Here is a 21,241-nt window from a genome sequence, read left to right as displayed (position 1 = left end):
CGTTTGCATTTTCACGATATGCGCTTCCATCCAGCAGGAGAATCATCGCGTTTCCTTCGTAGACAAGTGAATTCGCCCACACTAAACTACGTTGTGTAAAACGGAGTTTAGGTCGGCTTTATTCATGCCCGCACGCGCCTTCACCATTCGCAAGCTTGCTGACGCAGCCGGTGTCGGGGTGGAGGCAGTCCGTTATTACCAGCGGCGCGGGTTGCTTGATGCGCCGCAGCGTGTGGAGGGTGGCTTCAGGGAATATTCGGCCGATGACGTGCAGCGTCTGCGTTTCATCAAGGGGGCACAGGAACTGGGGTTTTCGCTCGATGATGTCGCCGAACTGGTGTCATTGAGCGTCGAACGCGACAAGGTCCAGGTGCGCGAACTGACGAAGCGACGCGTCGCCGAGATTCGCGAGCGCATCGGTCGACTGGAAGCGATGGCTTCCGCGCTGGAGGGACTTGTTTCCTGCTGTGTTCGAGCGCCGCAGTCGCAGCCCTGTCCGATCATCGCCGCTTTGACAACGCCCACCGTCGCGCAAACCCCGAGCCGCGAACCGCGGCGGCCCTCTCGGACGACAGGCGCTGACGACCGCCCCCCTCAAACCGACGCGGTGGGGCATTCAACATGATCCGACGCGTGAAAAGATTGGTGTGCCGGATGTTGATCGGCATCCTGCTGTTCACGCAAATGGCGGTCGCGGCATACGCGTGCCCGCAATTGTTGTCGGCCGGAGTCAGCGATACGTCAGCCATGGCGACCATGGCTTCAAATGGCAGTCCAGTCGTCGGAGATCGTGCGACGGCCGTGACAGGACCAGAGACCGCAATGCCGGTCATGGACGTGATGTCCGGGTGCCCCGAGATGGGCCAGCCGGACCCCGATAATCCCAATCTCTGCGTCGAACACTTTCATTTCGGCCAGCAGAGCGATCAGACGCAGACCCCGACGCTGCCGGCGATCCTGCTGTCGAGCCTCTACACCCTTCCCCTGTTGCCGGAACCGGCGGCGCCGCCCCGGTCCGCCACCGCGTCGGCCGGCCTATTCGCTGCCGCCTCCCCGCCGCACGCCATCCTGCACTGCTGCTTCCGCATTTGATCCTCCAGACGACACTGCGCTGACGACCTGAGCGGTCGTACGGCGCAGCGGTTTTGCTCGTCCGTGCTTGCGGGTTTCGACTCGCCGGCACGCGGATTCATCCCGAGCAGATTCGTTTCCCTGTCTGGAGATCTGATGTTTTCCGACTCATTCCGCTTCACGCGGCGGCGTGTCGTCGCGCACGCCCTCGCCTTGGCCCTCGGCGTCACGACCCTCGCCGCTCATGCCGACAACGTACTGACTTTCGACCAGGCGCTGCGCCTGGCCCAAGACCGTTCGCGCCAACTCGCTGCCCAAGGCGCCGCCGCCACGTCCGCCCGCGAGATGGCGGTGGCGGCCGCCCAGTTGCCTGATCCCGTGCTCAAGGCCGGCATCAACAATCTGCCGATCGACGGCCCGGACCGGTTCAGTCTCGAGCGCGATTTCATGACCATGCGCTCGATCGGCGTGGCGCAGGAATTCACCCGCGAAGACAAGCGCAAGGCGGGGGCAGCGCGCTTCGAGCGCGAAGCCGAGGCCGCCCAGGCCGGTGGTGCGCTGGTGCTGTCCAACCTGCAGCGTGACACGGCACTGGCCTGGATGGAGCGTCACTACCTCGAACGCACGCGCGAGATCCTGCTTGGCCAGCGCGACGAGGCGCGACTGCAGATCGCGGCAGCCGAGGCCGCTTACCGCGGCGGAAAGGGATCGCAGGCCGATGTCTTCGCCGCACGTGCTGCCGTGGCGCAGATCGAAGACCGTATCGCCGAGGCGGAACGACAAGTCGCAACCGCCCGGATCCGGTTGGCGCGCTGGGTCGGCGACGACGCGAACCTGCCCTTGGGCGCGCCCCCGCCGACCGACGCCGTCCGCATGAGTGCCGCGGACCTCGATGCGCGCCTTGCCCACCACCCGCAGATCCTGGCGCTGAGCAAGCAGGAAGAAATCGCCGAGGCCGAGGCCCAACTCGCGCGCGCCAACAAGCAGGCGGACTGGACCGCGGAGCTGATGGTCAACCAGCGCGGTCCGGCCTTCTCCAACATGGTCTCGTTCAATGTCTCGATTCCGCTGCAGTGGGACCAGAAGCATCGCCAAGACCGCGAACTGGCCGCCAGGCTCGCCGTCGCCGAGCAGATGCGCGCCCAGCGCGAAGAAGCGTCGCGCGAACACCTCGCCGAGGCCCGCGCGATGCTGCAGGAGTGGCAGGGCAACCGGGAGCGCCTGACCCGCTACGACGGCGCGCTGATCCCGCTGGCCGCCGAGCGCACCCGTGCGGCCCTGGCCGGCTACCGCGGTGGCACGGTGACCCTCGCCGCCGTGCTCGATGCGCGCCGCAACGAAATCGACACCCGCCTGGACCGCCTGCGTCTCGATTTGGAGACCGCGCGCGTGTGGGCGCAACTCAACTACCTGATCCCGGCCGACCACGATGGGGCGACGTCCCGTCCTTGAGCCCAGCCCATGGAAAACCACCCTATGACACTCAAACCCCTCGTCACCGGCCTCCTCGTCGCCGGCGTGCTCGCTGCCGGCGGCTATGGCCTGTACGCCCTCGGCCTGCAACGCGGCATGGGTCAAGCGAACGGCGCCACAGTCGCCGCGTCCGGCACCGCCGGAGCGGCCGCTCCGATGAAAGCCGGTGACATCGATCCGTCCACCGGCAAGAAGGTGCTGTACTGGCACGACCCGATGGTGCCGGGGCAGAAGTTCGACAAGCCCGGCAAGTCGCCCTTCATGGACATGATGCTGGTGCCGGTCTATGCGGATGGCGATGGTGATGGCGACCAGAGCTGGATAATCGTGAGCCCGCGGGTGCAGCAGAACCTCGGGGTGCGTACCGCCGAAGTCATCCGCGGCACGCTCGCGCCACAGGTGGACGCCACCGGCAGCATCGCTTTCAACGAGCGCGACCAGGCGCTCGTGCAGGCGCGCGCCACCGGCTACATCGAGCGCCTCCACGTGCGCGCCACGCTGGACCGCGTGGGCAAGGGCCAGCCGCTGGCCGATCTCTACGTGCCGGACTGGGTCGCCGCCCAGGAGGAATTCCTGTCGGTGCGCCGTATGCAGGGCAGCGATCTGGCGGGGCTGATCGATGGCGCCCGCCAACGCATGCGCCAGGTTGGCATGAATGACGAGCAAATCCGCGTCGTTGAAACCAGCGGCACGGTGCAGCCGCGCATCACGCTGACGGCGCCCCTCGGCGGGGTCATCGTCGAGTTGCTGGCGCGCGAGGGCATGACGGTGATGCCCGGCGCGACGCTGTTCCGCATCAACGGGCTGTCCACCGTCTGGGCCAACGCCGAAATCCCCGAGAGCCAGGCGGGGCTGCTACGCCTGGGAGCCGGCGTGGAAGCGCGCTCGCCGGCCCTGCCGGGCACCGTGTTCAAGGGCACGGTGCAGGCGATCCTGCCCGAAGTTAACCCGGCCACGCGCACGCTCAAGGCGCGGGTCGAGTTAGTCAACCCCGTGGCCAACCCCGGCGCGCAACTGGCGCCGGGGATGTTCGTCAGCGTGACCGTGGGCGCGCGGACCGAGCAGGGGCTGATGGTGCCGAGCGAGGCCATCATCCAGACCGGCCGGCGCACGGTGGTGATGCTGGCCGAGGCCGACGGCAGGTTCCGCCCGGTCGACGTGGACATCGGCATCGAGGCGGGCGGCCAGACCGGCATTAAACGCGGCCTGGCCGCCGGCCAGCAGGTCGTGGTGTCGGGCCAGTTCCTGGTGGATTCCGAGGCCAGCCTCAAGGCGACGAGCACACGCATGGCGGACGGCGCCCCGGCGCCCGCGGCAACGATCGAGCACCGCGGCGAAGCCAGGATCGAAGCGGTCGGCAAGGACGCCGTGACCCTCTCCCACGGCCCCATTCCGTCGTTGCAGTGGGGCGCGATGACGATGGATTTCGGCGCACCGGCGACCGGTCTGCCGCCGGGATTGACGCCCGGTCAATCGGTGAGATTCGCCTTCACGATGAACCAGGATGGCCTCCCGGTGCTGACCCGCATTGAACCGGCGAACGGGACGGGCATGGAGCAGAAGCCATGATCGCCCGGCTCATTCGCTGGTCCATCGACAACCGCTTCCTGGTGCTGCTGGCCACCGCGATGGTGGCGGCCTGGGGCGTCTGGTCGGTCGGGAAGACCCCGCTCGACGCGCTGCCCGATCTCTCCGACGTGCAGGTCATCATCCGCACGACCTACCCGGGCCAGGCGCCGCAGATCGTCGAGAACCAGATCACCTACCCGCTCACCACCACCATGCTGTCGGTGCCGGGCGCCAAGGCGGTGCGCGGCTTCTCCTTCTTCGGCGACTCCTTCGTCTATGTGCTGTTCGACGACGGCACCGACCTCTACTGGGCGCGCTCGCGCGTCCTCGAATACCTGAACCAGGTGCAGTCGCGCCTGCCGGCCAGCGCCAAGGCCTCGCTCGGGCCGGATGCGACCGGCGTCGGCTGGGTCTACGAGTACGCGCTGGTCGATCGCACCGGCCAGCATGATCTGGCCCAGCTGCGCACTTTGCAGGACTGGTTCCTGAAGTACGAACTCAAGGCCGTGCCCAACGTCGCCGAGGTGGCTTCGATCGGCGGCATGGTCAAGCAGTACCAGGTGGTGCTCGACCCCGACAAGCTGCGTGCCTACAACCTGCCGCACGGCAAGGTCGTGGACGCGATCCAGAAGGCCAACCAGGAGAGCGGCGGCTCGGTGCTGGAACTCGGCGAGGCCGAGTACATGGTGCGCGCCTCGGGCTACCTGCAGTCGCCGGACGATTTCCGCAAGATTCCGCTGCTGAGCACCGATGCCGGCGTGTCGGTGCGCCTGGGCGACCTCGCCCGGGTGCAGGTCGGGCCGGAGATGCGCCGCGGCATCGGCGAGCTCGACGGCGAAGGCGAGGTCGCCGGTGGCGTCATCGTCATGCGCACCGGCAAGAACGCGCTGGAGACGATCAACGCGGTGAAAGCCAGCCTCGGGGCGCTGCAAGCGAGCCTGCCCGCAGGCGTGGAGATCGTGCCGGTCTACGACCGCTCCGGCCTGATCGAGCGCGCGGTGGACAACCTCACGCACAAGCTGGTCGAGGAGTTCATCGTCGTCGCGGTGGTTTGCTTCCTCTTTCTGTTCCACCTGCGGTCGGCCTTCGTCGCCATCGTGTCGCTGCCGCTCGGCATCCTCGCCGCCTTCATCGTCATGCGCTACCAGGGCGTGAACGCCAACATCATGTCGCTGGGCGGCATCGCGATCGCCGTCGGCGCGATGGTGGACGCGGCGGTGGTGATGATCGAGAACGCGCACAAGCATCTCGAGCAGTGGACACACGAACACCCGGGGCAAGAACTGGCTGGCGACGCGCACTGGCGGGTGGTCGGCGACTCGGCCGCCGAAGTCGGTCCGGCGCTGTTCTTCTCGCTGCTGATCATCACCCTGTCCTTCATCCCGGTGTTTACGCTGGAAGCGCAGGAGGGACGGCTGTTCTCGCCGCTGGCCTTCACCAAGACCTACGCCATGGCCGCCGCCGCCGGTTTGGCGGTGACCGTGATCCCGGTGCTGATGGGCTACCTGATCCGCGGCCGCATTCCGGACGAGCGGAGCAACCCGCTCAACCGCTTCCTGATCGCCGCCTATCAGCCGCTGCTGAATGCCGTGCTGCGCGTCCCCAAGACGACCCTGGTGGTTGCCGCACTGCTCCTGGTCGGGAGCCTGTGGCCGCTGCAGCACATCGGCGGCGAATTCATGCCGCCGCTCGACGAAGGGGATCTGCTCTACATGCCCTCGGCGCTGCCGGGGCTGTCGGCGGGCAAGGCGTCGGAGCTCTTGCAGCAGACCGACCGGCTGATCAGGACCGTGCCTGAGGTGGCGAGCGTGTTCGGCAAGGCCGGGCGCGCCGAGACGGCGACCGACCCGGCGCCGCTGGAGATGTTCGAGACCACCATCCAGTTCAAGCCGCGCGAGCAGTGGCGGCCCGGCATGACGCCGGACAAGCTGGTCGAGGAGCTCGACCGTATCGTCAAGGTGCCGGGCCTGGCCAACATCTGGGTGCCGCCGATCCGCAACCGCATCGACATGCTGGCGACCGGCATCAAGAGCCCGGTCGGCGTGAAGGTCGCGGGCACCGATCTGGCCGCGATCGACCGCATCACCGGCGAGATCGAGCGCGTGCTGAAGGACGTGCCCGGCGTCTCTTCGGCGCTCGCCGAGCGGCTCACCGGCGGCCGCTACATCGACGTGCGGATCGACCGCGACGCCGCCGCGCGCTTCGGCATGAACATCGCCGACGTGCAGTCGGTGATCTCTTCGGCCATCGGCGGCGAGAACATCGGTGAGACGGTCGAGGGCCTGTCGCGCTTTCCGATCAATGTGCGCTACCCGCGCGAGATCCGCGATTCGGTCGAGCGCATCCGCGCCTTGCCGATCGTCACCGAGCGCGGCGCACGCATCCTGCTCTCGGACGTGGCGCGGGTCGCGGTGGTGGACGGCCCGCCGATGTTGAAGAGCGAGAACGCGCGCCTGTCGGGCTGGGTGTACGTTGATATCCGCGGGCGCGACCTGCGTTCGGCGGTGCACGCCATGCAGCGGGCGGTCGCCGACCAGGTGAAGCTGCCGCCCGGCTATTCGATCTCCTGGTCCGGCCAGTTCGAGTTCCTGGAGCGCGCGACGGCCAAACTCCAGGTCGTGGTGCCGTTCACGCTGCTCATCATCTTCGTGCTGCTGTATCTGACCTTCAAACGCTTCGACGAAGCGCTGCTGATCATGGCGACGCTGCCCTTCGCGCTGGTCGGCGGCATCTGGCTGCTCTATCTGCTCGGCTACAACCTGTCGGTGGCCGGCGCCGTGGGCTTCATCGCGCTGGCCGGCGTCTCGGCCGAGTTCGGCGTGATCATGCTGCTCTATCTCAAGAATGCCTGGGAGGATGAGGAGAACGTCGACGAGCCCCACACCCGCGCCGCGCTCGAGGAGGCGATCCGCGAAGGCGCGGTGCTGCGCGTGCGGCCCAAGGCGATGACCGTCGCCGTCATTCTCGCCGGCCTGCTCCCCATCATGTGGGGGGGCGGCACGGGTTCCGAAGTCATGCAGCGCATCGCCGCCCCCATGGTGGGCGGCATGATCACCGCGCCGCTGCTGTCGATGTTCGTGATCCCGGCCGCCTATCTGCTGATGCGGCGGCGCCCTCTCAACCGCGAACCGAAAAAGGAGGTGGTCCCGATGTGATCGATCGACGCATGCGAGCACGTGCAATCCCCTGATTAATCGTAAGGAGAATGATCATGCGCAAGTTGCTGATACCGATGCTGCTGTCTCTCTCGCTGTCCGTTTTCGCCGCTGAAGAGCGGGTCCAGGCACAGATCATCGAGCTCAAGGATGGCGGCAAGGTCACCATGCAGAAAGATGGCACGATGGTTCATATCGATGCCGCCGGCAACCGCGTCAAGATGAAGAACGGCGTGAAGATGGAAGGCAAGGACGGGACCCAGTACGTGATGAAAAACGATGCCCTGTGGAAGACGATCACCGAGAAAGGCACCCTGAACCCGAAGTTCTAGCAGGATGGGGCTGCTTCGATCAGCCCCTGCATTTCACCCAAGCCCTTATGAAAGGAAGCAACTCATGAAAAAAACGATTCTGGCATCCCTTCTGGCCACCCTAATGCTGGCAGGCAGTGCCTTCGCGCAGGAGAAGATGGACGACATGAAAGGCATGGACATGAAGAACATGGACATGGGCAAGCCGTCCGCCCCGAGCGCGAAGACCCATAAGGCTGTCGGCGTCGTCAAGGCGCTCGATGCCAAAGCCGGCACCGTCACCGTCGCCCACGAAGCGGTCAAGAGCATGAACTGGCCAGCGATGAACATGACCTTCGCCGTCAAGGACAAGATGCTGTTTGACAAGCTCGCCGAGGGCAAGAAGGTCGAGTTCGACTTTGCTCAGGAGGGCAAGGGATACGTCGTGACGGGCGTGAAATGACCGGCAGGCCGGCGGGCCACCAAGCTGCGCCGGCCGGCTTTTTTAACGGGCGGATCTTGGAGGTCAGCCATGGCAAATGGAATCCGCTTCATCGCCGCAGCCCTGTGCGGCTGGATGCTCGCGGGCGGGAACGTGCCGGCCCGCGCGGAGGGTAATGTCCAGCGCGGCGCGGCGCTATTCGAGCAGTGCGCGGCCTGCCATTCCGTGGAACGCAGTCGCCATATGACCGGGCCGAGCCTGGCCGGCGTCTTTGGACGCAAGGCGGGCGCGGCCGAAGGCTTTCTCCGGTATTCCGATCCCCTCAAGCGCTCCGGCCTCCTCTGGAACGAGCAGAGCCTGGATCGATGGCTGAAAGATCCCCAGGCGCTGGTCCCCGGCAACGGTATGGCGTTCCGGGGCGTCGCCGACCACCGGGCGCGGGCCGATCTCGTCGCCTATCTCAAGGCCGTGTCCGAAGGGAAGGAAGCACCGGTTTCCCGTGGCGGAATGGGCATGATGGCTCAGGGAGCGAAGGCCAACCTGAAGCAAGCCGCCCAGGACAACCTGGTCACCGCAATCCGCTACTGCGGGGACACGTATCGCGCCATCACCGCGTCCGGCAAGACCGTCGCCTTCTGGGAATTCAACTTGCGCTTCAAGACCGACTCCAGCGCCGAGGGTCCGGATCGCGGCAAACCGGTGCTCCTGCCCGCGGGCATGATGGGAGACCGGGCCATCGTCGTGTTCGCAGGGCCGGAGGAGATGGCGACGTTCATCAAGCGGCAGTGCGACTGAGGAGTTTCACGAAGGAGAAACACCCATGAAGAAACTCATCGCAGGACTCGCAATCGTCGGCATGGCGCTTGCGGCGCCGGCGTCCACGGCGGCGGATACCACCCTGCATCACGTCCACGGACTCGCCTTTAGCGCCGACGGGGCCGCGATCTACGTGCCGAGCCATGACGGACTGGCAGTGTATCGGAACGGCAAATGGTCGAAGGCCCCCGGCCCCGAGCACGACTACATGGGCTTCGCGACAACCAAGCGCCACGTCTACAGCAGCGGCCACCCAGCGCGGGGCTCGGGCCTGACCAATCCGTTCGGCCTCATGAAGAGCCTGGACGGCGGAAAGACGTGGCAGCGGCTGGGCATGGAAGGCGAGGCGGACTTCCACCTGCTCGCGGCCGGCTTCGAAACCGATGCCGTGTTTGTGTACAGCGCGGCCCGCAACTCGCGCATGTCCGCGCCGGGGTACTACCACACAACCGACGATGGATTTGCCTGGGCGCGCGCCACGGCGGAAGGCCTGCGGGGCGAGCCCGCGGCCGTGGCCGCGCATCCGCGCGAACCCAGGACCGTGGCCGTCGCTACCCGCGCCGGCGCGTTCGTCTCGCGGGACGCCGGCGAACGCTTCGCACCCGTGGCGGAGGGCCAGAGCGTGTCCGTCTTCTTCGACCTCGAGGGCGCGCATCTATGGGTCGGCGGCTATGCCGGACGGGCCACCCTGACGCGGATTGCGCTGGCCGGCGGCCAGGCCGAGCCGGTCACCATTCCGGCCATCGCGGACGATGCGGTGGCCTACATCGCCCAGAATCCGGTCCGGCGGAGCGAGCTGGCGATCGCGACCTTCAAGCGCGACGTCTATCTCTCCGCCGATGGCGGTCGGACCTGGAAGCCGATCGCGCAGCAGGGCGTCGCACGCTGAAGGAGCGCCTCATGGATGATAAGAAGCCGTGGCCCAAGCCGACAAATCCCACGCGCCGCAAACTGGTCATCGCCACCTCCGCCGTGGGTGGGGTGGCCGCCATGGGGACGGCCATTCCCTTCATTCTCAGCATGTCGCCGAGTGAGCGGGCGCGCGCGGCGGGTGCGCCCGTGGAGGCCGATGTCGCCAAGCTCGGGGCTGGCGAGCTGATGACTGTCGAGTGGCGGGGCAAACCGGTATGGATCCTGCATCGCACGCCCGGGATGATCGAGCGGCTGAAGGCGAACGATCCGCTGCTGAGCGATCCCCGCTCGGAGAGGCCGCAGCAGCCGGAGTACGCCACGAACCCGCTGCGCTCGCGCAAGCCCGAGTACCTGGTGGCGGTCGGCCTCTGCACGCATCTCGGTTGCGTCCCCACCTTCCGCCCGGAAGTGGCCCCGTCCGACCTCGGACCAGCTTGGCCGGGCGGCTTCTACTGCCCCTGCCACGGCTCCCGGTTCGACCTCGCCGGCCGCGTATTCAAGAACGTACCAGCGCCCACGAACCTCGAGATTCCGCCGTATCGGTATCTGGGTGAGTCGGCGCTGCTGATCGGCGCCGATGAGGGCAGTGCCTGAGGATTGCCGTCGGTGTGGAGCACTTGAAGGAGATTAGCGATGGAAAAGTTAGAAACCGCCGGAGCTGATGCGAGGTCCGCGAATCGGAGTGTCTGTCCCTCGTCACATCAACGGCCGGCCGGCACAAAGATCCTGATCGCCGTAGCAATTGTCGGCGCGATTGCGGGCATCGTCCTGAACTGGGGCTGGCTCGTTGCGGCGGGCATCGCGCCCTTGATCCTGGCTGCCGTCCCCTGTCTCGCCATGTGCGCGCTCGGACTCTGCGCCGACAAGTTGCGGAACGGTCAGTCCTGCACTCCGGCGAAGACGGATTCCACGCGAGATCCAGGCGTGCTGCCTGAGCGGCCGAAACCCTGACTGAAAGGAGGAGCACATGGACGGCACGAAGAATACAGGCGCCGAGACGGCAACGCAGCATGGCCAGCGTTTCGCTCCGCAGCGCGGCCGGCTCAGTCTCGCAGGGATTGTCGCTCTGTTCATCGCGGCAGGCGCGGGAGGGGGACTGTACCTGAGCTGGGACTGGCTCGCGGCCACGGGATTGTTGACGGCGGTTCTGATCCTGCTCGCCTGCGGAGCGATGTGCACGACGAGATGGTGGTCCCGCTGGTTCGGCGGGGGGTACTCCGATTCGGGATCCCAAGGCGGTTCGAAATGACATATGAGTCAATGGAGTTATCATGAAAGACCGCAGTCTTCAACGACCTTGCTTCGCTGATGGTGTGAAAGCAGCCCCAACAGCTTCAGCACGCGCTCGAACTCAGTAGTCCTCATCACCGCCTCTCCGCGCCAACGGCTATATAAAAATATAGTTATCGAATGCGGTAGTTCAACACTTAACGGTGACAGAGCCTAAATTTTTGCCGCAAGTCTTGCCCCCTTGCTCAGCATGGGCGATTTGCTTTATTTCCCGTTCAACGTCTGGTTCGAGCCTGCGCACATGGAGTAATCTCCGATTCCTCGACCAAGTGCTCGTGCCGAGCGAGAAATTGCCCGCCGTGGGCAATCGCTGGCACCCTGCGACGTATTTCCACTCGACCGATTTCGTCCGAATCCGATATCGTCATGGCAACGCGAACCCATTCCTCTCCCGTCTGCGTACCTGCTCCTTGCCGCTGAGATCCGAGTCGATGAACATCCATAGACGCTCGACGGAGGAAGACCTCTTTGGTCTTACCTGGGCGCTGATCTTGATGTGCTGGTCGATTGCGGGCCTGTCAGTGATCGGTGCGCTTGCCCTGAGTGAAATGCTGCGCATTGTGCCCTGCGTCATCTGCTGGTACTTGCGCATCTTCATGTTCCCACTGGTCCCGATTCTGATGGTGGGAATCTTCCTGTTCGACCGAAAGGTCGTGTATTACGCACTTCCATTGGCGGGCGTCGGGTGGCTGGTCTCGGTCGTCCACCTTCTGTTGATCACTGCCGCTGCGCCGGGGGAGGCCGCCGCATGCACCCGGATCATGCCGTGCACCGAGACGCAGATCATGTGGTCGGGTTTCGCAGCGATTCCGCTGCTGTGGGTGGCCGCATTTTCGATAATCAATGTGCTCTTGCTCGCGGCGCACTTCAAGCGTCCAAGCGATCCTAAGTATGCTGGCTAGCGTCTGCTCGCGGTAGGGTGTGCATGCACCTATTCCTTCCAACAAGCGCACTGCTTCCCGTGCGCCTGGACCGGCGGACAAGGCACGGTACCGTACGAGCAAAACACGCAGCAGTCACCCGGCCGTGGCCTGAAGACGACGTGGCAATGCTCGCACTCATAGAACCACTGGCAGGCGTCCGTCGGCATCGTTTCGGTCTTGGTGTGACCGCACGCCGGACAGGACAGCGTCGATTCGAGAACGATCCCGCTCATGGCTTGCTGCCGACCAAGGTTGAAGGGTAACCAGCATCCCGCGTAGCCCGGGTCAGCGCCTCGACATTGGTCTTGACGTCGTCGAAGGTGACGGTCGCTTCGCGCCGGTCGAAGTTCACCGTGACCGCCTCAACCCCGGCAAGCTTGCCCAGCGCTTTCTTGACCGTGATCGGGCAGACCGGACAGTCCATCGTCGGCACCGACAACGTGACCGTCGTGGATGCCGCCCAAGTCGGCAGGGTGAACGTTGTCATCCATGCCACCGTCAGCAGATGTGTTCTCACTTTCGAATCTCCTCTCAGTAGAACCAGGGTGCAATGGTTGGGAAGATGAGCGCGATCAGCACCAGCACGGCCACGATCGCGAACAGCACCTCGTACAACCATTTGACCGACGGGACTGCACATCCCGCGCCAGGCGGGCACGTCACGACTGGTCGCCAGATTCGTCGCCAAGCCAGCAACAGCGAAACCACGGCCACCGCGATGAACACCGGGCGATAGGGTTCGAGGGCGGTCAGATTGCCGATCCATGCCCCTGAAAAACCGAGCGCAAGCAGTACCAGCGGCCCCAGGCAGCAGGTTGAAGCGAGGATGGCCGCCACGCCACCAGTGAGCAAGGCGCCGCGCCCATCACGGCGGGCGTGAGGGAAGTTCTCGATCGAGGTCTTCGATTGCATAGTATGAGCTTACTTCCGTACTTAAGTACGGAGTCAAGCGCGATGAAAACCCCATCCGACGGTTTCTCCATCGGTCTGCTGGCCGGTCGGCGTCGGCGTCCGGGTCGCTGTCAGCGCGACTCTTCCCGGCAAAGGCGAAACCAAGGAGAATTTCCGGTTGAAATGAGCAGGGTCGCCTCACGCGCCGCAGCGGTTGGGTGAGGCGCCGATGGATGCAATATCAAGGGAGAAAGACGAATGTCGATTCACCGTTATGCGCTGGCATTGGGCCTCGCCATGGGCCTGCCTGCACAAGCCACGGCCGAAAGCACCAAGAAGATTCAGGACAACTCCTTTCTGGTCGAGGAGGCTTACAACCAGGAGGCCGGGGTGGTGCAGCACATCCAGAGCTTCATGTACCTGCGCCAGTCGAAGGAATGGGCCTATGCCTTCACGCAGGAGTGGCCGCTCGGCGACGAGACCCACCAACTGTCCTATACGGTGCCCGTGGTGCGCATCGGCGATCCGGACCACACAACCGGTGTCGGCGACATCGCGCTCAACTACCGTTACCAGGCCATCGCCAAGGACCGCATCGCCTTTGCGCCCCGACTGTCGATCATCACCCCGACCGGGGATTACAAGAAAGGCCACGGCACCGGCGCCACCGGCATCCAGGTCAATCTGCCCCTAAGCGTCGAGTTGTCCGATTCGTGGGTGACCCACTGGAACCTGGGGGGAACCTTCACGCCGAAATCGAAGGAACCCGGCGGCGCGCGGGCCGACACGGTGGGTTCGAACTATGGCGCCAGCCTCATCTACCTTGCGTCGCCAAACTTCAATCTGATGCTGGAGGTGGCGGGGACGGACTTCGAAGCGGTCCTGCCGGACGGCAGCACGCAGCGCGAGAAGGCGCTGTTCATCAACCCCGGCTTCCGCTATGCGTCCAACTTCGATTCCGGGCTCCAGATCGTTTATGGGTTCTCCCGGCCGATCGGTGTGGGGTCGTCATCGGGAACGCAGGGGGTGTTGCTTTATCTCTCGCTTGAGCACCCCTTCAAATAGCGTTGCGTTCGGCCAATCTTCATGCTCATTGCCCATGCCGGCTCCTGGTTAGCCAGTTTATTCAGGTAGTCCCAGTGCGCATCCTGGTCGCTGCTGCGAAGGGGGATCTCGACTTGAACCTCTTGGCGCGGAAAGAACCTGCAAACCGTGGGTTTGACCAACCGAGACCTTCAAGGCGCTGCGCCCATCACGGCGGGGGCAAGGGAAGTTCTCGATCGAGGTCTTCGATTGCATGGTGTAAGCTTACTTCCGTACTTAAGTACGGAGTCAAGGACCATGAAAACCCCATCCGACGGCTTCTCCATCGGTCTTCTGGCCGAGGCGGCAGGCGTCGGCGTCGAGACCATCCGCTTCTACCAGCGCAAGCGCCTGCTTCCCGAACCTGAGCGTCCGCGCGGCAGCATTCGCCGCTACGCCGACGACGACCTTGCTCGTGTGCGCTTCATCAAGTCGGCACAACGGCTCGGTTTTTCGCTGGATGAAGTGAGCGAATTGCTGAAGCTGGAGGACGGCGCCCATTGTGACGAGGCGCGCAGCCTCGCCGAGCGCAAACTTGAGGACGTGCGGGTGAGACTCGCTGATCTGCTCACCATCGAGTCGGTGCTGAGCCAGCTTGTCGCCCGCTGTGGGGCGACACGCGGTGCGGTGACCTGTCCGCTCATCGCTTCGTTGCAGGGGCGCCCATGATCGAACTGGCAAGACTGAGCGCACTGTTCGCGGTAACGGCGCTGGCCGAGATCATCGGGTGCTATCTGCCCGGGCTGGTGCTTAAGCAGGGCAGGACCGCCCTGCTGTTGCTACCGGCCGCCGCGTCGCTGGCACTTTTCGCCTGGCTGCTGACCCTGCACCCGTCGGCGGCGGGCCGCACTTACGCGGCCTACGGTGGCATGTACATCGTGGTCGCCTTGCTGTGGCTGCGGGTCGTCGATGGCGTGGCGCTGACGCGCTGGGATCTGGCGGGTGCGGCCATTGCGCTGGTCGGAATGGCGGTCATCGCGTTGCAACCGTCCGCGAAAATCTGAGTACAGTCGACAGACCACGCGTCCCTGTGCGTGCAGGCGATAGGGAGGCCAAAGGCCCGGGCAACAGATCCCGTCTTCGGGGGACAAAGCCCAACCGGAAACGATCGGGCTCGAAGCCAAGGCCGGCAGACCTGGTACCGCTCCCGCATCCTCACCGAGGCGGCTGCATCCACATGTAATTCTGATGCTGCATCATGTGATCCATCATCTGCTGCTGCATGCCCATGTACCGATCCATCATGTACTGGCGCTGCTTCATCTGATCCGGGGTGAGTTTCGAGTAGTAATCCCCCATCCCGCGCCACCCCATCATGTGACCGCCCGTCATTCCCCCACCCATCATCGGGCCGCCTGCACAGCAGCCCATCATCCCCGGCCCCCACATGCCGTGCATCATTCCCATGCCGTTCTGCATCGTCGTCCAGTGCTCCTGAAGCAGCTTCTGTCGCTCCTGCGGGTCCTGGGTCTGGCGGATCTTCTCCATTTGCTCCTGCATCCGCTGCATGTTCTGCTGCATCTGCGCCATTTGCTTGTCGAACTCGGCGACGTCGGGCGCTTTCTGCTGCACTTGAGCGTCTTTCGCGGGCGGGGCCGCCGTCTGCTGGGCCATGCCCGGCGCCGCTGAAAACGCGGCCGCCACCAATGCCGTAATCAAAGTCGTCTTTTTCATTTCGCACTCTCCCATCGGTTGGAAAACACCTTCGGATTTCTTGACCCCTACCTCCGCAACAGGCGGAGTCCATTCGCCACCACCAACAGACTGGCCCCCATGTCGGCGAACACTGCCATCCACATCGTGGCGTCCCCAGTAAAGGTCAGCATCAGAAACACCGCCTTGATGCCGAGTGCAAGAACGATGTTCTGTGTCAGCACCACGGCGGTGGCGCGCGACAAGCGCACGAAGGCGGGAATTTTGCGCAGGTCGTCATCCATCAGCGCGATGTCCGCGGTCTCGATCGCAGTGTCCGTGCCGGCGGCACCCATCGCAAAGCCAATGTCCGCGCGGGCCAACGCAGGGGCGTCGTTGATGCCATCGCCCACCATGCCGACCTCGCCACGCTTCCCGTTCGTCATGAGCGATTCGATGGTCTTGAGTTTGTCTTCCGGCAACAGGTTACCCCTTGCCTCATCGATGCCCACCGCGCGGGCGATCGCTTCGGCCGTATGGGCATTATCGCCCGTGAGCATCAGCGTCTTCACGCCGAGCGAATGCAGATCGGCGATGGCCTGACGGCTCGTTTCGCGAACCGTGTCGGCGACTGCGAAGATGGCAAGTACTCCAGTCTGGTTGGTCAGCAGCACCGCCGTCTTGCCCTGGCGCTCCAGAGCGCCAAGCTTGTTCTCAAGTTCGGTTGAGCACAGCCCGAGTTCCTCGATCAACCGGTGGTTGCCGAGTTGATACAAGTGATCGTCAATGCTGCCCCGCACCCCTCGGCCAGGAATGGCGGCAAAATCGGCCACGTCGCGTAACACCCATCCCTGCTCGGTCGCGGCACGGGCGATCGCCAGTGAGACCGGATGATCCGAGCGCGCAGCGAGACTGCCCGCCAGAATGTGGGCTCGGTTGGCATCACCGCTCAGCACCATGAAGTCCGTCTGGGCGGGCTTGCCGTGGGTAATCGTGCCGGTCTTGTCGAGGGCCAGTGTGGCCAACTTGCGCCCCTCTTCGAGATACACGCCGCCTTTCACCAGAATGCCTTTGCGAGCCGCCGCAGCGAGACCGCTGACAATGGTGACAGGCGTCGAGATTACCAGTGCGCACGGACAGGCAATCACCAGCAGCACCAAGGCTTTGTAGATCCAGTCCATCCATGCGCCATCGAATGCCAGGGGTGGCACGATGGCCACCAAGAATGCGACGGCGAACACCGACGGTGTGTAAATCCGGGCGAACTGGTCGACAAAGCGTTGCGTCGGCGCGCGGCTACCCTGAGCCGATTCGACGGCGTGAATGATGCGGGCCAAGGTGGAATGACTTGCCGCGGCCGTCACCCGATATTCGAACGATCCCGCCTCGTTGATGGTGCCCGCGAACACGCTGTCGCCTTCGGCCTTATCCACCGGAAGGCTTTCGCCGGTGATCGGAGCCTGATTCACCGTTGACCGTCCGCTTGTCACCACGCCGTCGAGAGCGATCCGCTCACCGGGGCGCAGGCGTACCACCGCCCCCAACGGCACGACCTTGGCCGGCATTGCCACCCAACTGCCATCGCCCTGACGCACGGTCGCGGTTTCGGGCGCGAGATCCATCAGGCCGCGAATCGCGTTGCGCGCCCGGTCGAGCGATTTGGCTTCGATTACCTCGGCCAGCGCGAAGAGGAACATCACCATCGCCGCTTCCGGCCAGTGTCCGATGAGCATCGCGCCGGTCACGGCGATCGACATGAGCGCGTTGATGTTGAGATTGCGGTGCTTGAGCGCGATCCAGCCTTTCTTGTAGGTCGACACGCCGCCGCTGAGGATCGACGCCAGCGCCAGCACGACGACCGCCCAGTGGTCGCCGCCGTTGGCCCAGTACACGACCTCGGCCAGCGTCGCGGTGACCCCGGCAAGCGCCATCGTCCACCAATTGGTCTGGCGTGAGGATTTAGCTTGCTCGGCTGCGCTATCCGGACCCTCCGACTCGACCTTCGCCTTGAGACCAATGGCTTGCAGCGCGACCAGAACCGCGTCCAATGCGCCCGGACGGTGCGTCACGGTCAGGCGACGCTGTATCAGGTTGAAATCGAGCGTGGCCACACCGTCCATGCCGACGAGCTTGTTCCTGATCAACGCCTCCTCGGTCGGGCAGTCCATCCCGACGATCGAGAGCACCGTGCGTACATGGTCAGCGGGCGTATCGATGCGATGTGCCCACACGCCGGTGTCGTGCAAGGCCGCATCGACCGAGGTCGGCGAGTCGGGGTGATCGCTCGCGTCCAACGTGCGCCGCGTCAGCGCGAGATCGAGTCCCGTCACGCCGTCGAGGGGCTCCAGGTTGTTGCGGATCAGCGCCGCGTCGGTGGGGCAGTCGATGTCGTCGAGACGGGATGGCTTCCACTGGGGGTCGTTGGCGGAGAAGTCGCCCGGCGATCGCGGTACGGAGGCACAACCGCAGTCTTCGACGGTGCATTTGCTCATGCTCGGTTCCCTGGTCTGGTCTCAAGGTCATTTAACAATCTGTAGTCGCTATAGAGTCAAGCACCTAAGATGCAGGCACGACCTTTGTCGCGGCCTGGAGGGCAAGCAAGATGAAAATCGGTGAGCTGGCAAGAGTCACCGGCACCCCGGTGGAAACCATCCGCTATTACGAGCGTGAAGGGTTGCTGGCTGACCCTCCGCGTACGGAAGGAAACTTCCGCATTTACGACGAGAGTCACGTGGAGCGCTTGTCGTTTGTTCGCCATTGCCGATCGCTGGACATGGCATTGGACGAGGTTCGCATCCTGCTGCGCTTCAAGGATGCACCCGCAGAGAACTGTGGAGATGTGAATACGCTGCTGGACGCACACATCGGTCACGTCGCCGCCCGCATCCGCGAACTTCTCGCGCTGGAGCAACAGCTCACGAGCTTGCGCGAAAGGTGCCACGAGGCGCGGGACGCAGCCCACTGCGGCATCCTGAACGAGCTGTCACAGCCCCCGCGCCAGGGAGCGACTAACGAGGGTGGGCACGTGCACGGCGTGCATGGTGGTGCCCGAGCCCGCAATGCCGGAAAATGACTTCGGCATGGGCATGCCAAAATGAATGATACCGTGCCCTGCCGCCCGCAGACACTTCAATCCGAAACGTAGTCGGGTTGATCGGGGTGGCGTATGTTTCCTGCGCTGGGCGAGGCAGCTCCATGAAAGCCGGTGGCCATCGCGAATTGCATGGGGAAGAGCTGGAGGTCATGCAGGCGCGTCTCGATGACGCGCCCGACAGCTGGCGCATCGTCTGCCGTTATTTTACAGCTTCGGCCACAACCGGACCTTGATGTATCCTTCGAACAGCGGACAGCCGCCACACACTTGGCCGGCGTCGTCCTCGACCGTACGTCCTGGATGGCGTCGATGATGAGTGCATTCACCCTTCGCGCAGTGCGAAATTGCTTTTCCTGCGCTCGGGGTGCGCGTTACGGTGACCGACGGTCCGACGTTCTCTCTTCGGCGGACGAGTCCGCCGCAGTCCCGTGATCTTCTAGAAAGGGGCTGGACTGAAGCCCGCTGAATCAACCAGTAGTGAGTGGAAGGCAGGCGCATTTCGGCTCACTCAAGCAATGCGTGGGTCCGCGCATAGCGAAACATCTCCAGCGCGTTGCCGAGCCCGGTCTTCTGCCGGATGGCTGTCTGATAGTTGGCCACGGTCTTGGCGCTGACGCACAGCCGCCCCGCGATCTCGTCTACCGCCAGTCCGTGTGCGAGCAGGGTGAATACCTGGAATTCCCGTGGCGACAGCACCAGATGGGGCGCCAGGCTGTCGTTCCCGGCTTCGTTCAAGGCGCGTGCGGCCTCCTGCGACAACGGGTGTCCGCCCGCGCCGAGGTCCAGCACTGCCGAGATCAACGCTTCCGGCGCGCTGCTCTTGGTCAAATAGCCGTCGGCTCCTGCCTGCATCGCCTGACTGACCATCGCCGGCGCGCCATGCATGCTGAAGACGAGGATCTTCAACGTTGGCACTCTGGCTTTCAGCCGCCGCAACGTTTCGAGGCCGCCGCGGCCGGGCATGGAAAGATCGAGAACGAGAATATCGGCGCGATTGGCGCACAGCCACGTGTATGCCGTTTCGCAGTCGCCAAATTCCGCCACCACGGTGACATTCGGCTCGAGTTCCAACAACCGTCGAAAGCCGGTGCGCACCACGGCGTGATCGTCGGCAATTGCCACGCGCAGGCAGGTCATTCAGGTGGCCGCCAGTTCGTCGTTGCGCAAGCTCGGTGCGGCTGATGCGCGATCCGCTTCCGGCCAAGGAAAGCATGCGAGCAGACACAGCCCCGGTGCCGCGCCCGTCGGACCCCGATCCAGCATTTCCAGCTCGCCGCCATGGGCCCAGACCCGCTCGCGGACGCCGGCCAGGCCGTTGCCCTGCTGCAACGCCTCGTTGCAGGAGGCGATGCCGACGCCATCGTCACACACTGACCATTCGATGCCCTTTCCGGGGCGGGCGACGAGGCGGACCGCCGCCGTCTTGGCGTCAGCGTGGCGGGCCACGTTGGTCAGCGCCTCCTGGGTCATGCGGTACAGGGTCAGTGCCAGAGCTTGCGGGATATCGATGCCGCCGAGGTCGACCGTCAGCCGGTATTCGATCGTTTGGCCCGGACGGTTACGCCAGCTCTCGACCAGGGCCTCGACCAGCTCGTCGATCGGAATCGGCCCGCGGTTCGTCGCATCGCTTGGGCTCCCGAGCCACCCCAGCAGATTGCGGATGTCCTGCTGGACACGGGCGCATTGCTGCTCCAGTTCCGCGACGACGGCGTGCAGCTCCGGCTGCTGAGCGGTCCGCCGCAGCAGGTAGGTCGCGTCCGCACGCATCGCGGTGAGCGACTGGCCGAGTTCGTCATGCAGTTCGCGGGCGATGTGACTGCGCTCGTCCTCCTGCAGGGTCAGCAGCTTCAGGCTGAGCAGGCGCCGCTCCTCCTGTATCTGGCCCAGTGCCCCTGCCAAGTGGTTGAGCGCACGCGCGATCACATCCATTTCGCGGATGCGCATCGCCGGCAGGCGTGCCCGATAGTCCTGGCGTTCGAATGCACCGATGGTGTCGAGAATGCGGCGCAGCGGTGCGAAGGCATGACGGACCGCCCAGTACAGGGCCGCCAGCAGGCACAGGCTATAGAGGACCAGGACGCCGGTGACGCCGACGATGTCATCGAATGCCTCTCTTTGCTCGCTGAATGGATTCGTGGTCAGCGTGACCCGAAAGCTGCGGCCATCCGCGCGCTCGAGAAGCCAGGACGACTCCTCAGCGGCATGCGGGCGCGCAAAGAGGTTCAACAGCCACAGGAAGGGGCGCATCGCAAGCGGCGGCAACTCCTCCGCCTTCGACTGCGCCAGCACTTCACCGCTGCCCGCATCTTCGAGCCGGAAGTCGAGGTGGCGCAGATGCCCCGCTGCGCGCAGTGCCCCGATCTTCTCCTGGAGCCCGCTTTCCGCCACGTTCTGCAAAGCGGCGAGCTGGCTGCTCAGCTGGGCAAGCTGCCCTGCGCCCAGCCCCTCCCGACGCACGTCCGATCGCGCCTGCCACACCGCGAGCAGCAGGACGCAGAGCAGACAGGCAAGCGAAATCGCCGCTGCGCGGCGCAACAGTACGTAGGTTAGTTCCATGGGGGGGAGTATCACATCGGCCCGACAGGAGGCGCATCGAGAAA

The 21,241-nt window shown here is 64.7% G+C and carries 25 protein-coding genes; 18 read left to right on the top strand and 7 right to left on the bottom strand.

The window, feature by feature from the left end:
* Positions 1-124 precede the first annotated feature (124 nt).
* The 13 genes from GPA27_RS18145 (at position 125) to GPA27_RS18085 (ending at position 11,920) form a co-directional block, all read left to right on the top strand.
* Positions 125-625 carry a MerR family transcriptional regulator gene (locus GPA27_RS18145; protein WP_169141896.1) on the top strand — a complete coding sequence of 167 codons (501 nt, stop codon included), beginning with the start codon at positions 125-127 and terminating at the stop codon, positions 623-625.
* A gap of 29 nt (positions 626-654) precedes the next feature.
* Entirely contained in the window at positions 655-1,092 is a 438-nt protein-coding gene (locus GPA27_RS18140; protein ID WP_169141895.1) for a hypothetical protein, read from the top strand.
* Between the two features lie 135 nt (positions 1,093-1,227).
* On the top strand, positions 1,228-2,523 hold the full coding sequence (locus tag GPA27_RS18135; RefSeq protein ID WP_169141894.1) for a TolC family protein: 1,296 nt from the start codon (positions 1,228-1,230) through the stop codon (positions 2,521-2,523).
* A gap of 24 nt (positions 2,524-2,547) precedes the next feature.
* Positions 2,548-4,113 (top strand): efflux RND transporter periplasmic adaptor subunit, encoded by a 1,566-nt coding sequence (locus GPA27_RS18130; protein ID WP_169141893.1) that lies wholly within the window; start codon positions 2,548-2,550, stop codon positions 4,111-4,113.
* Positions 4,110-7,268 carry an efflux RND transporter permease subunit gene (locus GPA27_RS18125; protein ID WP_169141892.1) on the top strand — a complete coding sequence of 1,053 codons (3,159 nt, stop codon included), beginning with the start codon at positions 4,110-4,112 and terminating at the stop codon, positions 7,266-7,268. The genes GPA27_RS18130 and GPA27_RS18125 overlap by 4 nt, the downstream gene beginning before the upstream one ends.
* 56 nt (positions 7,269-7,324) lie before the next feature.
* Positions 7,325-7,600, top strand: coding sequence for a CopK family periplasmic copper-binding protein (locus GPA27_RS18120; RefSeq protein WP_169141891.1), 276 nt, complete (start codon positions 7,325-7,327; stop codon positions 7,598-7,600).
* A 64-nt stretch (positions 7,601-7,664) separates the two neighbouring features.
* Positions 7,665-8,021 carry a copper-binding protein gene (locus GPA27_RS18115; protein ID WP_169141890.1) on the top strand — a complete coding sequence of 119 codons (357 nt, stop codon included), beginning with the start codon at positions 7,665-7,667 and terminating at the stop codon, positions 8,019-8,021.
* A gap of 69 nt (positions 8,022-8,090) precedes the next feature.
* Positions 8,091-8,795 carry a c-type cytochrome gene (locus tag GPA27_RS18110; protein ID WP_169141889.1) on the top strand — a complete coding sequence of 235 codons (705 nt, stop codon included), beginning with the start codon at positions 8,091-8,093 and terminating at the stop codon, positions 8,793-8,795.
* A 25-nt stretch (positions 8,796-8,820) separates the two neighbouring features.
* Positions 8,821-9,705: a F510_1955 family glycosylhydrolase gene (locus GPA27_RS18105; protein WP_211165076.1), complete on the top strand. Its 885-nt coding sequence runs from the start codon at positions 8,821-8,823 to the stop codon at positions 9,703-9,705.
* 11 nt (positions 9,706-9,716) lie between these two features.
* On the top strand, positions 9,717-10,322 hold the full coding sequence (gene petA / locus GPA27_RS18100) for a ubiquinol-cytochrome c reductase iron-sulfur subunit (RefSeq protein ID WP_169141888.1): 606 nt from the start codon (positions 9,717-9,719) through the stop codon (positions 10,320-10,322).
* Between the two features lie 39 nt (positions 10,323-10,361).
* Positions 10,362-10,679 carry a hypothetical protein gene (locus tag GPA27_RS18095; protein ID WP_169141852.1) on the top strand — a complete coding sequence of 106 codons (318 nt, stop codon included), beginning with the start codon at positions 10,362-10,364 and terminating at the stop codon, positions 10,677-10,679.
* A 16-nt stretch (positions 10,680-10,695) separates the two neighbouring features.
* A complete protein-coding gene (locus GPA27_RS18090; RefSeq protein ID WP_169141887.1) occupies positions 10,696-10,977 on the top strand; it encodes a hypothetical protein in 282 nt (93 codons plus the stop codon).
* Positions 10,978-11,449: 472 nt separating this feature from the next.
* The gene (locus GPA27_RS18085) at positions 11,450-11,920 is read left to right on the top strand and encodes a disulfide oxidoreductase (RefSeq protein WP_169141886.1); all 471 of its coding nucleotides are present in this window, start codon (positions 11,450-11,452) and stop codon (positions 11,918-11,920) included.
* 29 nt (positions 11,921-11,949) lie between these two features.
* Here the strand turns inward: GPA27_RS18085 and GPA27_RS29370 are convergent, their stop codons facing one another.
* From GPA27_RS29370 to merT, 3 genes are read right to left on the bottom strand one after another with little or no spacing between them, the layout of a single operon-like run.
* A complete protein-coding gene (locus GPA27_RS29370; RefSeq protein ID WP_169141885.1) occupies positions 11,950-12,174 on the bottom strand; it encodes a GDCCVxC domain-containing (seleno)protein in 225 nt (74 codons plus the stop codon).
* Positions 12,171-12,458 carry a mercury resistance system periplasmic binding protein MerP gene (gene merP, locus GPA27_RS18080; protein ID WP_444541844.1) on the bottom strand — a complete coding sequence of 96 codons (288 nt, stop codon included), beginning with the start codon at positions 12,456-12,458 and terminating at the stop codon, positions 12,171-12,173. The genes GPA27_RS29370 and merP overlap by 4 nt, the downstream gene beginning before the upstream one ends.
* Before the next feature lie 14 nt (positions 12,459-12,472).
* Positions 12,473-12,853, bottom strand: coding sequence for a mercuric ion transporter MerT (merT, locus tag GPA27_RS18075; RefSeq protein ID WP_169141884.1), 381 nt, complete (start codon positions 12,851-12,853; stop codon positions 12,473-12,475).
* Positions 12,854-13,090: 237 nt separating this feature from the next.
* On the opposite strand from merT, the gene GPA27_RS18070 reads away from it, so the two are divergent.
* From GPA27_RS18070 to GPA27_RS18060, 3 genes are all read left to right on the top strand, one after another.
* Entirely contained in the window at positions 13,091-13,897 is an 807-nt protein-coding gene (locus GPA27_RS18070) for a transporter (protein ID WP_169141883.1), read from the top strand.
* Between the two features lie 276 nt (positions 13,898-14,173).
* On the top strand, positions 14,174-14,584 hold the full coding sequence (merR, locus tag GPA27_RS18065) for a mercury resistance transcriptional regulator MerR (RefSeq protein ID WP_169141882.1): 411 nt from the start codon (positions 14,174-14,176) through the stop codon (positions 14,582-14,584).
* Positions 14,581-14,919 carry a YnfA family protein gene (locus GPA27_RS18060; protein WP_169141881.1) on the top strand — a complete coding sequence of 113 codons (339 nt, stop codon included), beginning with the start codon at positions 14,581-14,583 and terminating at the stop codon, positions 14,917-14,919. Before merR ends, GPA27_RS18060 begins: the two co-directional genes overlap by 4 nt.
* A gap of 151 nt (positions 14,920-15,070) precedes the next feature.
* Here GPA27_RS18060 and GPA27_RS18055 read toward each other — a convergent pair whose 3' ends face one another.
* Both GPA27_RS18055 and GPA27_RS18050 read right to left on the bottom strand, forming a co-directional pair.
* Positions 15,071-15,589 (bottom strand): hypothetical protein, encoded by a 519-nt coding sequence (locus tag GPA27_RS18055; RefSeq protein WP_169141880.1) that lies wholly within the window; start codon positions 15,587-15,589, stop codon positions 15,071-15,073.
* 47 nt (positions 15,590-15,636) lie between these two features.
* The gene (locus GPA27_RS18050) at positions 15,637-18,039 is read right to left on the bottom strand and encodes a heavy metal translocating P-type ATPase (RefSeq protein WP_169141879.1); all 2,403 of its coding nucleotides are present in this window, start codon (positions 18,037-18,039) and stop codon (positions 15,637-15,639) included.
* A 110-nt stretch (positions 18,040-18,149) separates the two neighbouring features.
* Here GPA27_RS18050 and cadR point away from each other — a divergent pair, with 110 nt between their 5' ends.
* Both cadR and GPA27_RS18040 read left to right on the top strand, forming a co-directional pair.
* Positions 18,150-18,620: a Cd(II)/Pb(II)-responsive transcriptional regulator gene (gene cadR / locus GPA27_RS18045; RefSeq protein ID WP_169141878.1), complete on the top strand. Its 471-nt coding sequence runs from the start codon at positions 18,150-18,152 to the stop codon at positions 18,618-18,620.
* Between the two features lie 122 nt (positions 18,621-18,742).
* Positions 18,743-18,874, top strand: a complete 132-nt coding sequence (locus tag GPA27_RS18040; protein WP_256223024.1) for a hypothetical protein — start codon at positions 18,743-18,745, stop codon at positions 18,872-18,874.
* A 271-nt stretch (positions 18,875-19,145) separates the two neighbouring features.
* On the opposite strand, the gene GPA27_RS18035 is transcribed toward GPA27_RS18040, so the two are convergent.
* Both GPA27_RS18035 and GPA27_RS18030 read right to left on the bottom strand, forming a co-directional pair.
* Positions 19,146-19,778: a response regulator gene (locus GPA27_RS18035; protein ID WP_169141877.1), complete on the bottom strand. Its 633-nt coding sequence runs from the start codon at positions 19,776-19,778 to the stop codon at positions 19,146-19,148.
* Positions 19,779-21,176, bottom strand: a complete 1,398-nt coding sequence (locus GPA27_RS18030) for a sensor histidine kinase (RefSeq protein ID WP_256223023.1) — start codon at positions 21,174-21,176, stop codon at positions 19,779-19,781. It abuts the gene before it with no gap.
* Positions 21,177-21,241 lie beyond the last annotated feature (65 nt).

This window comes from Aromatoleum toluolicum (assembly GCF_012911005.2).
Classification (GTDB): Bacteria; Pseudomonadota; Gammaproteobacteria; order Burkholderiales; family Rhodocyclaceae; genus Aromatoleum; species Aromatoleum toluolicum.
Note: the sequence above shows the minus strand (reverse complement) of the source record. Positions and strands in the feature narration are given on the sequence as shown.

Excerpts from the sequence above, each read along its gene's own strand:
- GPA27_RS18145 (WP_169141896.1), top strand. The coding sequence starts at position 125 with ATGCCCGCACGCGCCTTCACCATTCGCAAGCTTGCTGACGCAGCCGGT.
- GPA27_RS18140 (WP_169141895.1), top strand. The coding sequence starts at position 655 with ATGTTGATCGGCATCCTGCTGTTCACGCAAATGGCGGTCGCGGCATAC.
- GPA27_RS18135 (WP_169141894.1), top strand. The coding sequence starts at position 1,228 with ATGTTTTCCGACTCATTCCGCTTCACGCGGCGGCGTGTCGTCGCGCAC.
- GPA27_RS18130 (WP_169141893.1), top strand. The coding sequence starts at position 2,548 with ATGACACTCAAACCCCTCGTCACCGGCCTCCTCGTCGCCGGCGTGCTC.
- GPA27_RS18125 (WP_169141892.1), top strand. The coding sequence starts at position 4,110 with ATGATCGCCCGGCTCATTCGCTGGTCCATCGACAACCGCTTCCTGGTG.
- GPA27_RS18120 (WP_169141891.1), top strand. The coding sequence starts at position 7,325 with ATGCGCAAGTTGCTGATACCGATGCTGCTGTCTCTCTCGCTGTCCGTT.
- GPA27_RS18115 (WP_169141890.1), top strand. The coding sequence starts at position 7,665 with ATGAAAAAAACGATTCTGGCATCCCTTCTGGCCACCCTAATGCTGGCA.
- GPA27_RS18110 (WP_169141889.1), top strand. The coding sequence starts at position 8,091 with ATGGCAAATGGAATCCGCTTCATCGCCGCAGCCCTGTGCGGCTGGATG.
- GPA27_RS18105 (WP_211165076.1), top strand. The coding sequence starts at position 8,821 with ATGAAGAAACTCATCGCAGGACTCGCAATCGTCGGCATGGCGCTTGCG.
- petA (WP_169141888.1), top strand. The coding sequence starts at position 9,717 with ATGGATGATAAGAAGCCGTGGCCCAAGCCGACAAATCCCACGCGCCGC.
- GPA27_RS18095 (WP_169141852.1), top strand. The coding sequence starts at position 10,362 with ATGGAAAAGTTAGAAACCGCCGGAGCTGATGCGAGGTCCGCGAATCGG.
- GPA27_RS18090 (WP_169141887.1), top strand. The coding sequence starts at position 10,696 with ATGGACGGCACGAAGAATACAGGCGCCGAGACGGCAACGCAGCATGGC.
- GPA27_RS18085 (WP_169141886.1), top strand. The coding sequence starts at position 11,450 with ATGAACATCCATAGACGCTCGACGGAGGAAGACCTCTTTGGTCTTACC.
- GPA27_RS29370 (WP_169141885.1), bottom strand. The coding sequence starts at position 12,174 with ATGAGCGGGATCGTTCTCGAATCGACGCTGTCCTGTCCGGCGTGCGGT.
- merT (WP_169141884.1), bottom strand. The coding sequence starts at position 12,853 with ATGCAATCGAAGACCTCGATCGAGAACTTCCCTCACGCCCGCCGTGAT.
- GPA27_RS18070 (WP_169141883.1), top strand. The coding sequence starts at position 13,091 with ATGTCGATTCACCGTTATGCGCTGGCATTGGGCCTCGCCATGGGCCTG.
- merR (WP_169141882.1), top strand. The coding sequence starts at position 14,174 with ATGAAAACCCCATCCGACGGCTTCTCCATCGGTCTTCTGGCCGAGGCG.
- GPA27_RS18060 (WP_169141881.1), top strand. The coding sequence starts at position 14,581 with ATGATCGAACTGGCAAGACTGAGCGCACTGTTCGCGGTAACGGCGCTG.
- GPA27_RS18055 (WP_169141880.1), bottom strand. The coding sequence starts at position 15,589 with ATGAAAAAGACGACTTTGATTACGGCATTGGTGGCGGCCGCGTTTTCA.
- GPA27_RS18050 (WP_169141879.1), bottom strand. The coding sequence starts at position 18,039 with ATGAGCAAATGCACCGTCGAAGACTGCGGTTGTGCCTCCGTACCGCGA.
- cadR (WP_169141878.1), top strand. The coding sequence starts at position 18,150 with ATGAAAATCGGTGAGCTGGCAAGAGTCACCGGCACCCCGGTGGAAACC.
- GPA27_RS18040 (WP_256223024.1), top strand. The coding sequence starts at position 18,743 with ATGAAAGCCGGTGGCCATCGCGAATTGCATGGGGAAGAGCTGGAGGTC.
- GPA27_RS18035 (WP_169141877.1), bottom strand. The coding sequence starts at position 19,778 with ATGACCTGCCTGCGCGTGGCAATTGCCGACGATCACGCCGTGGTGCGC.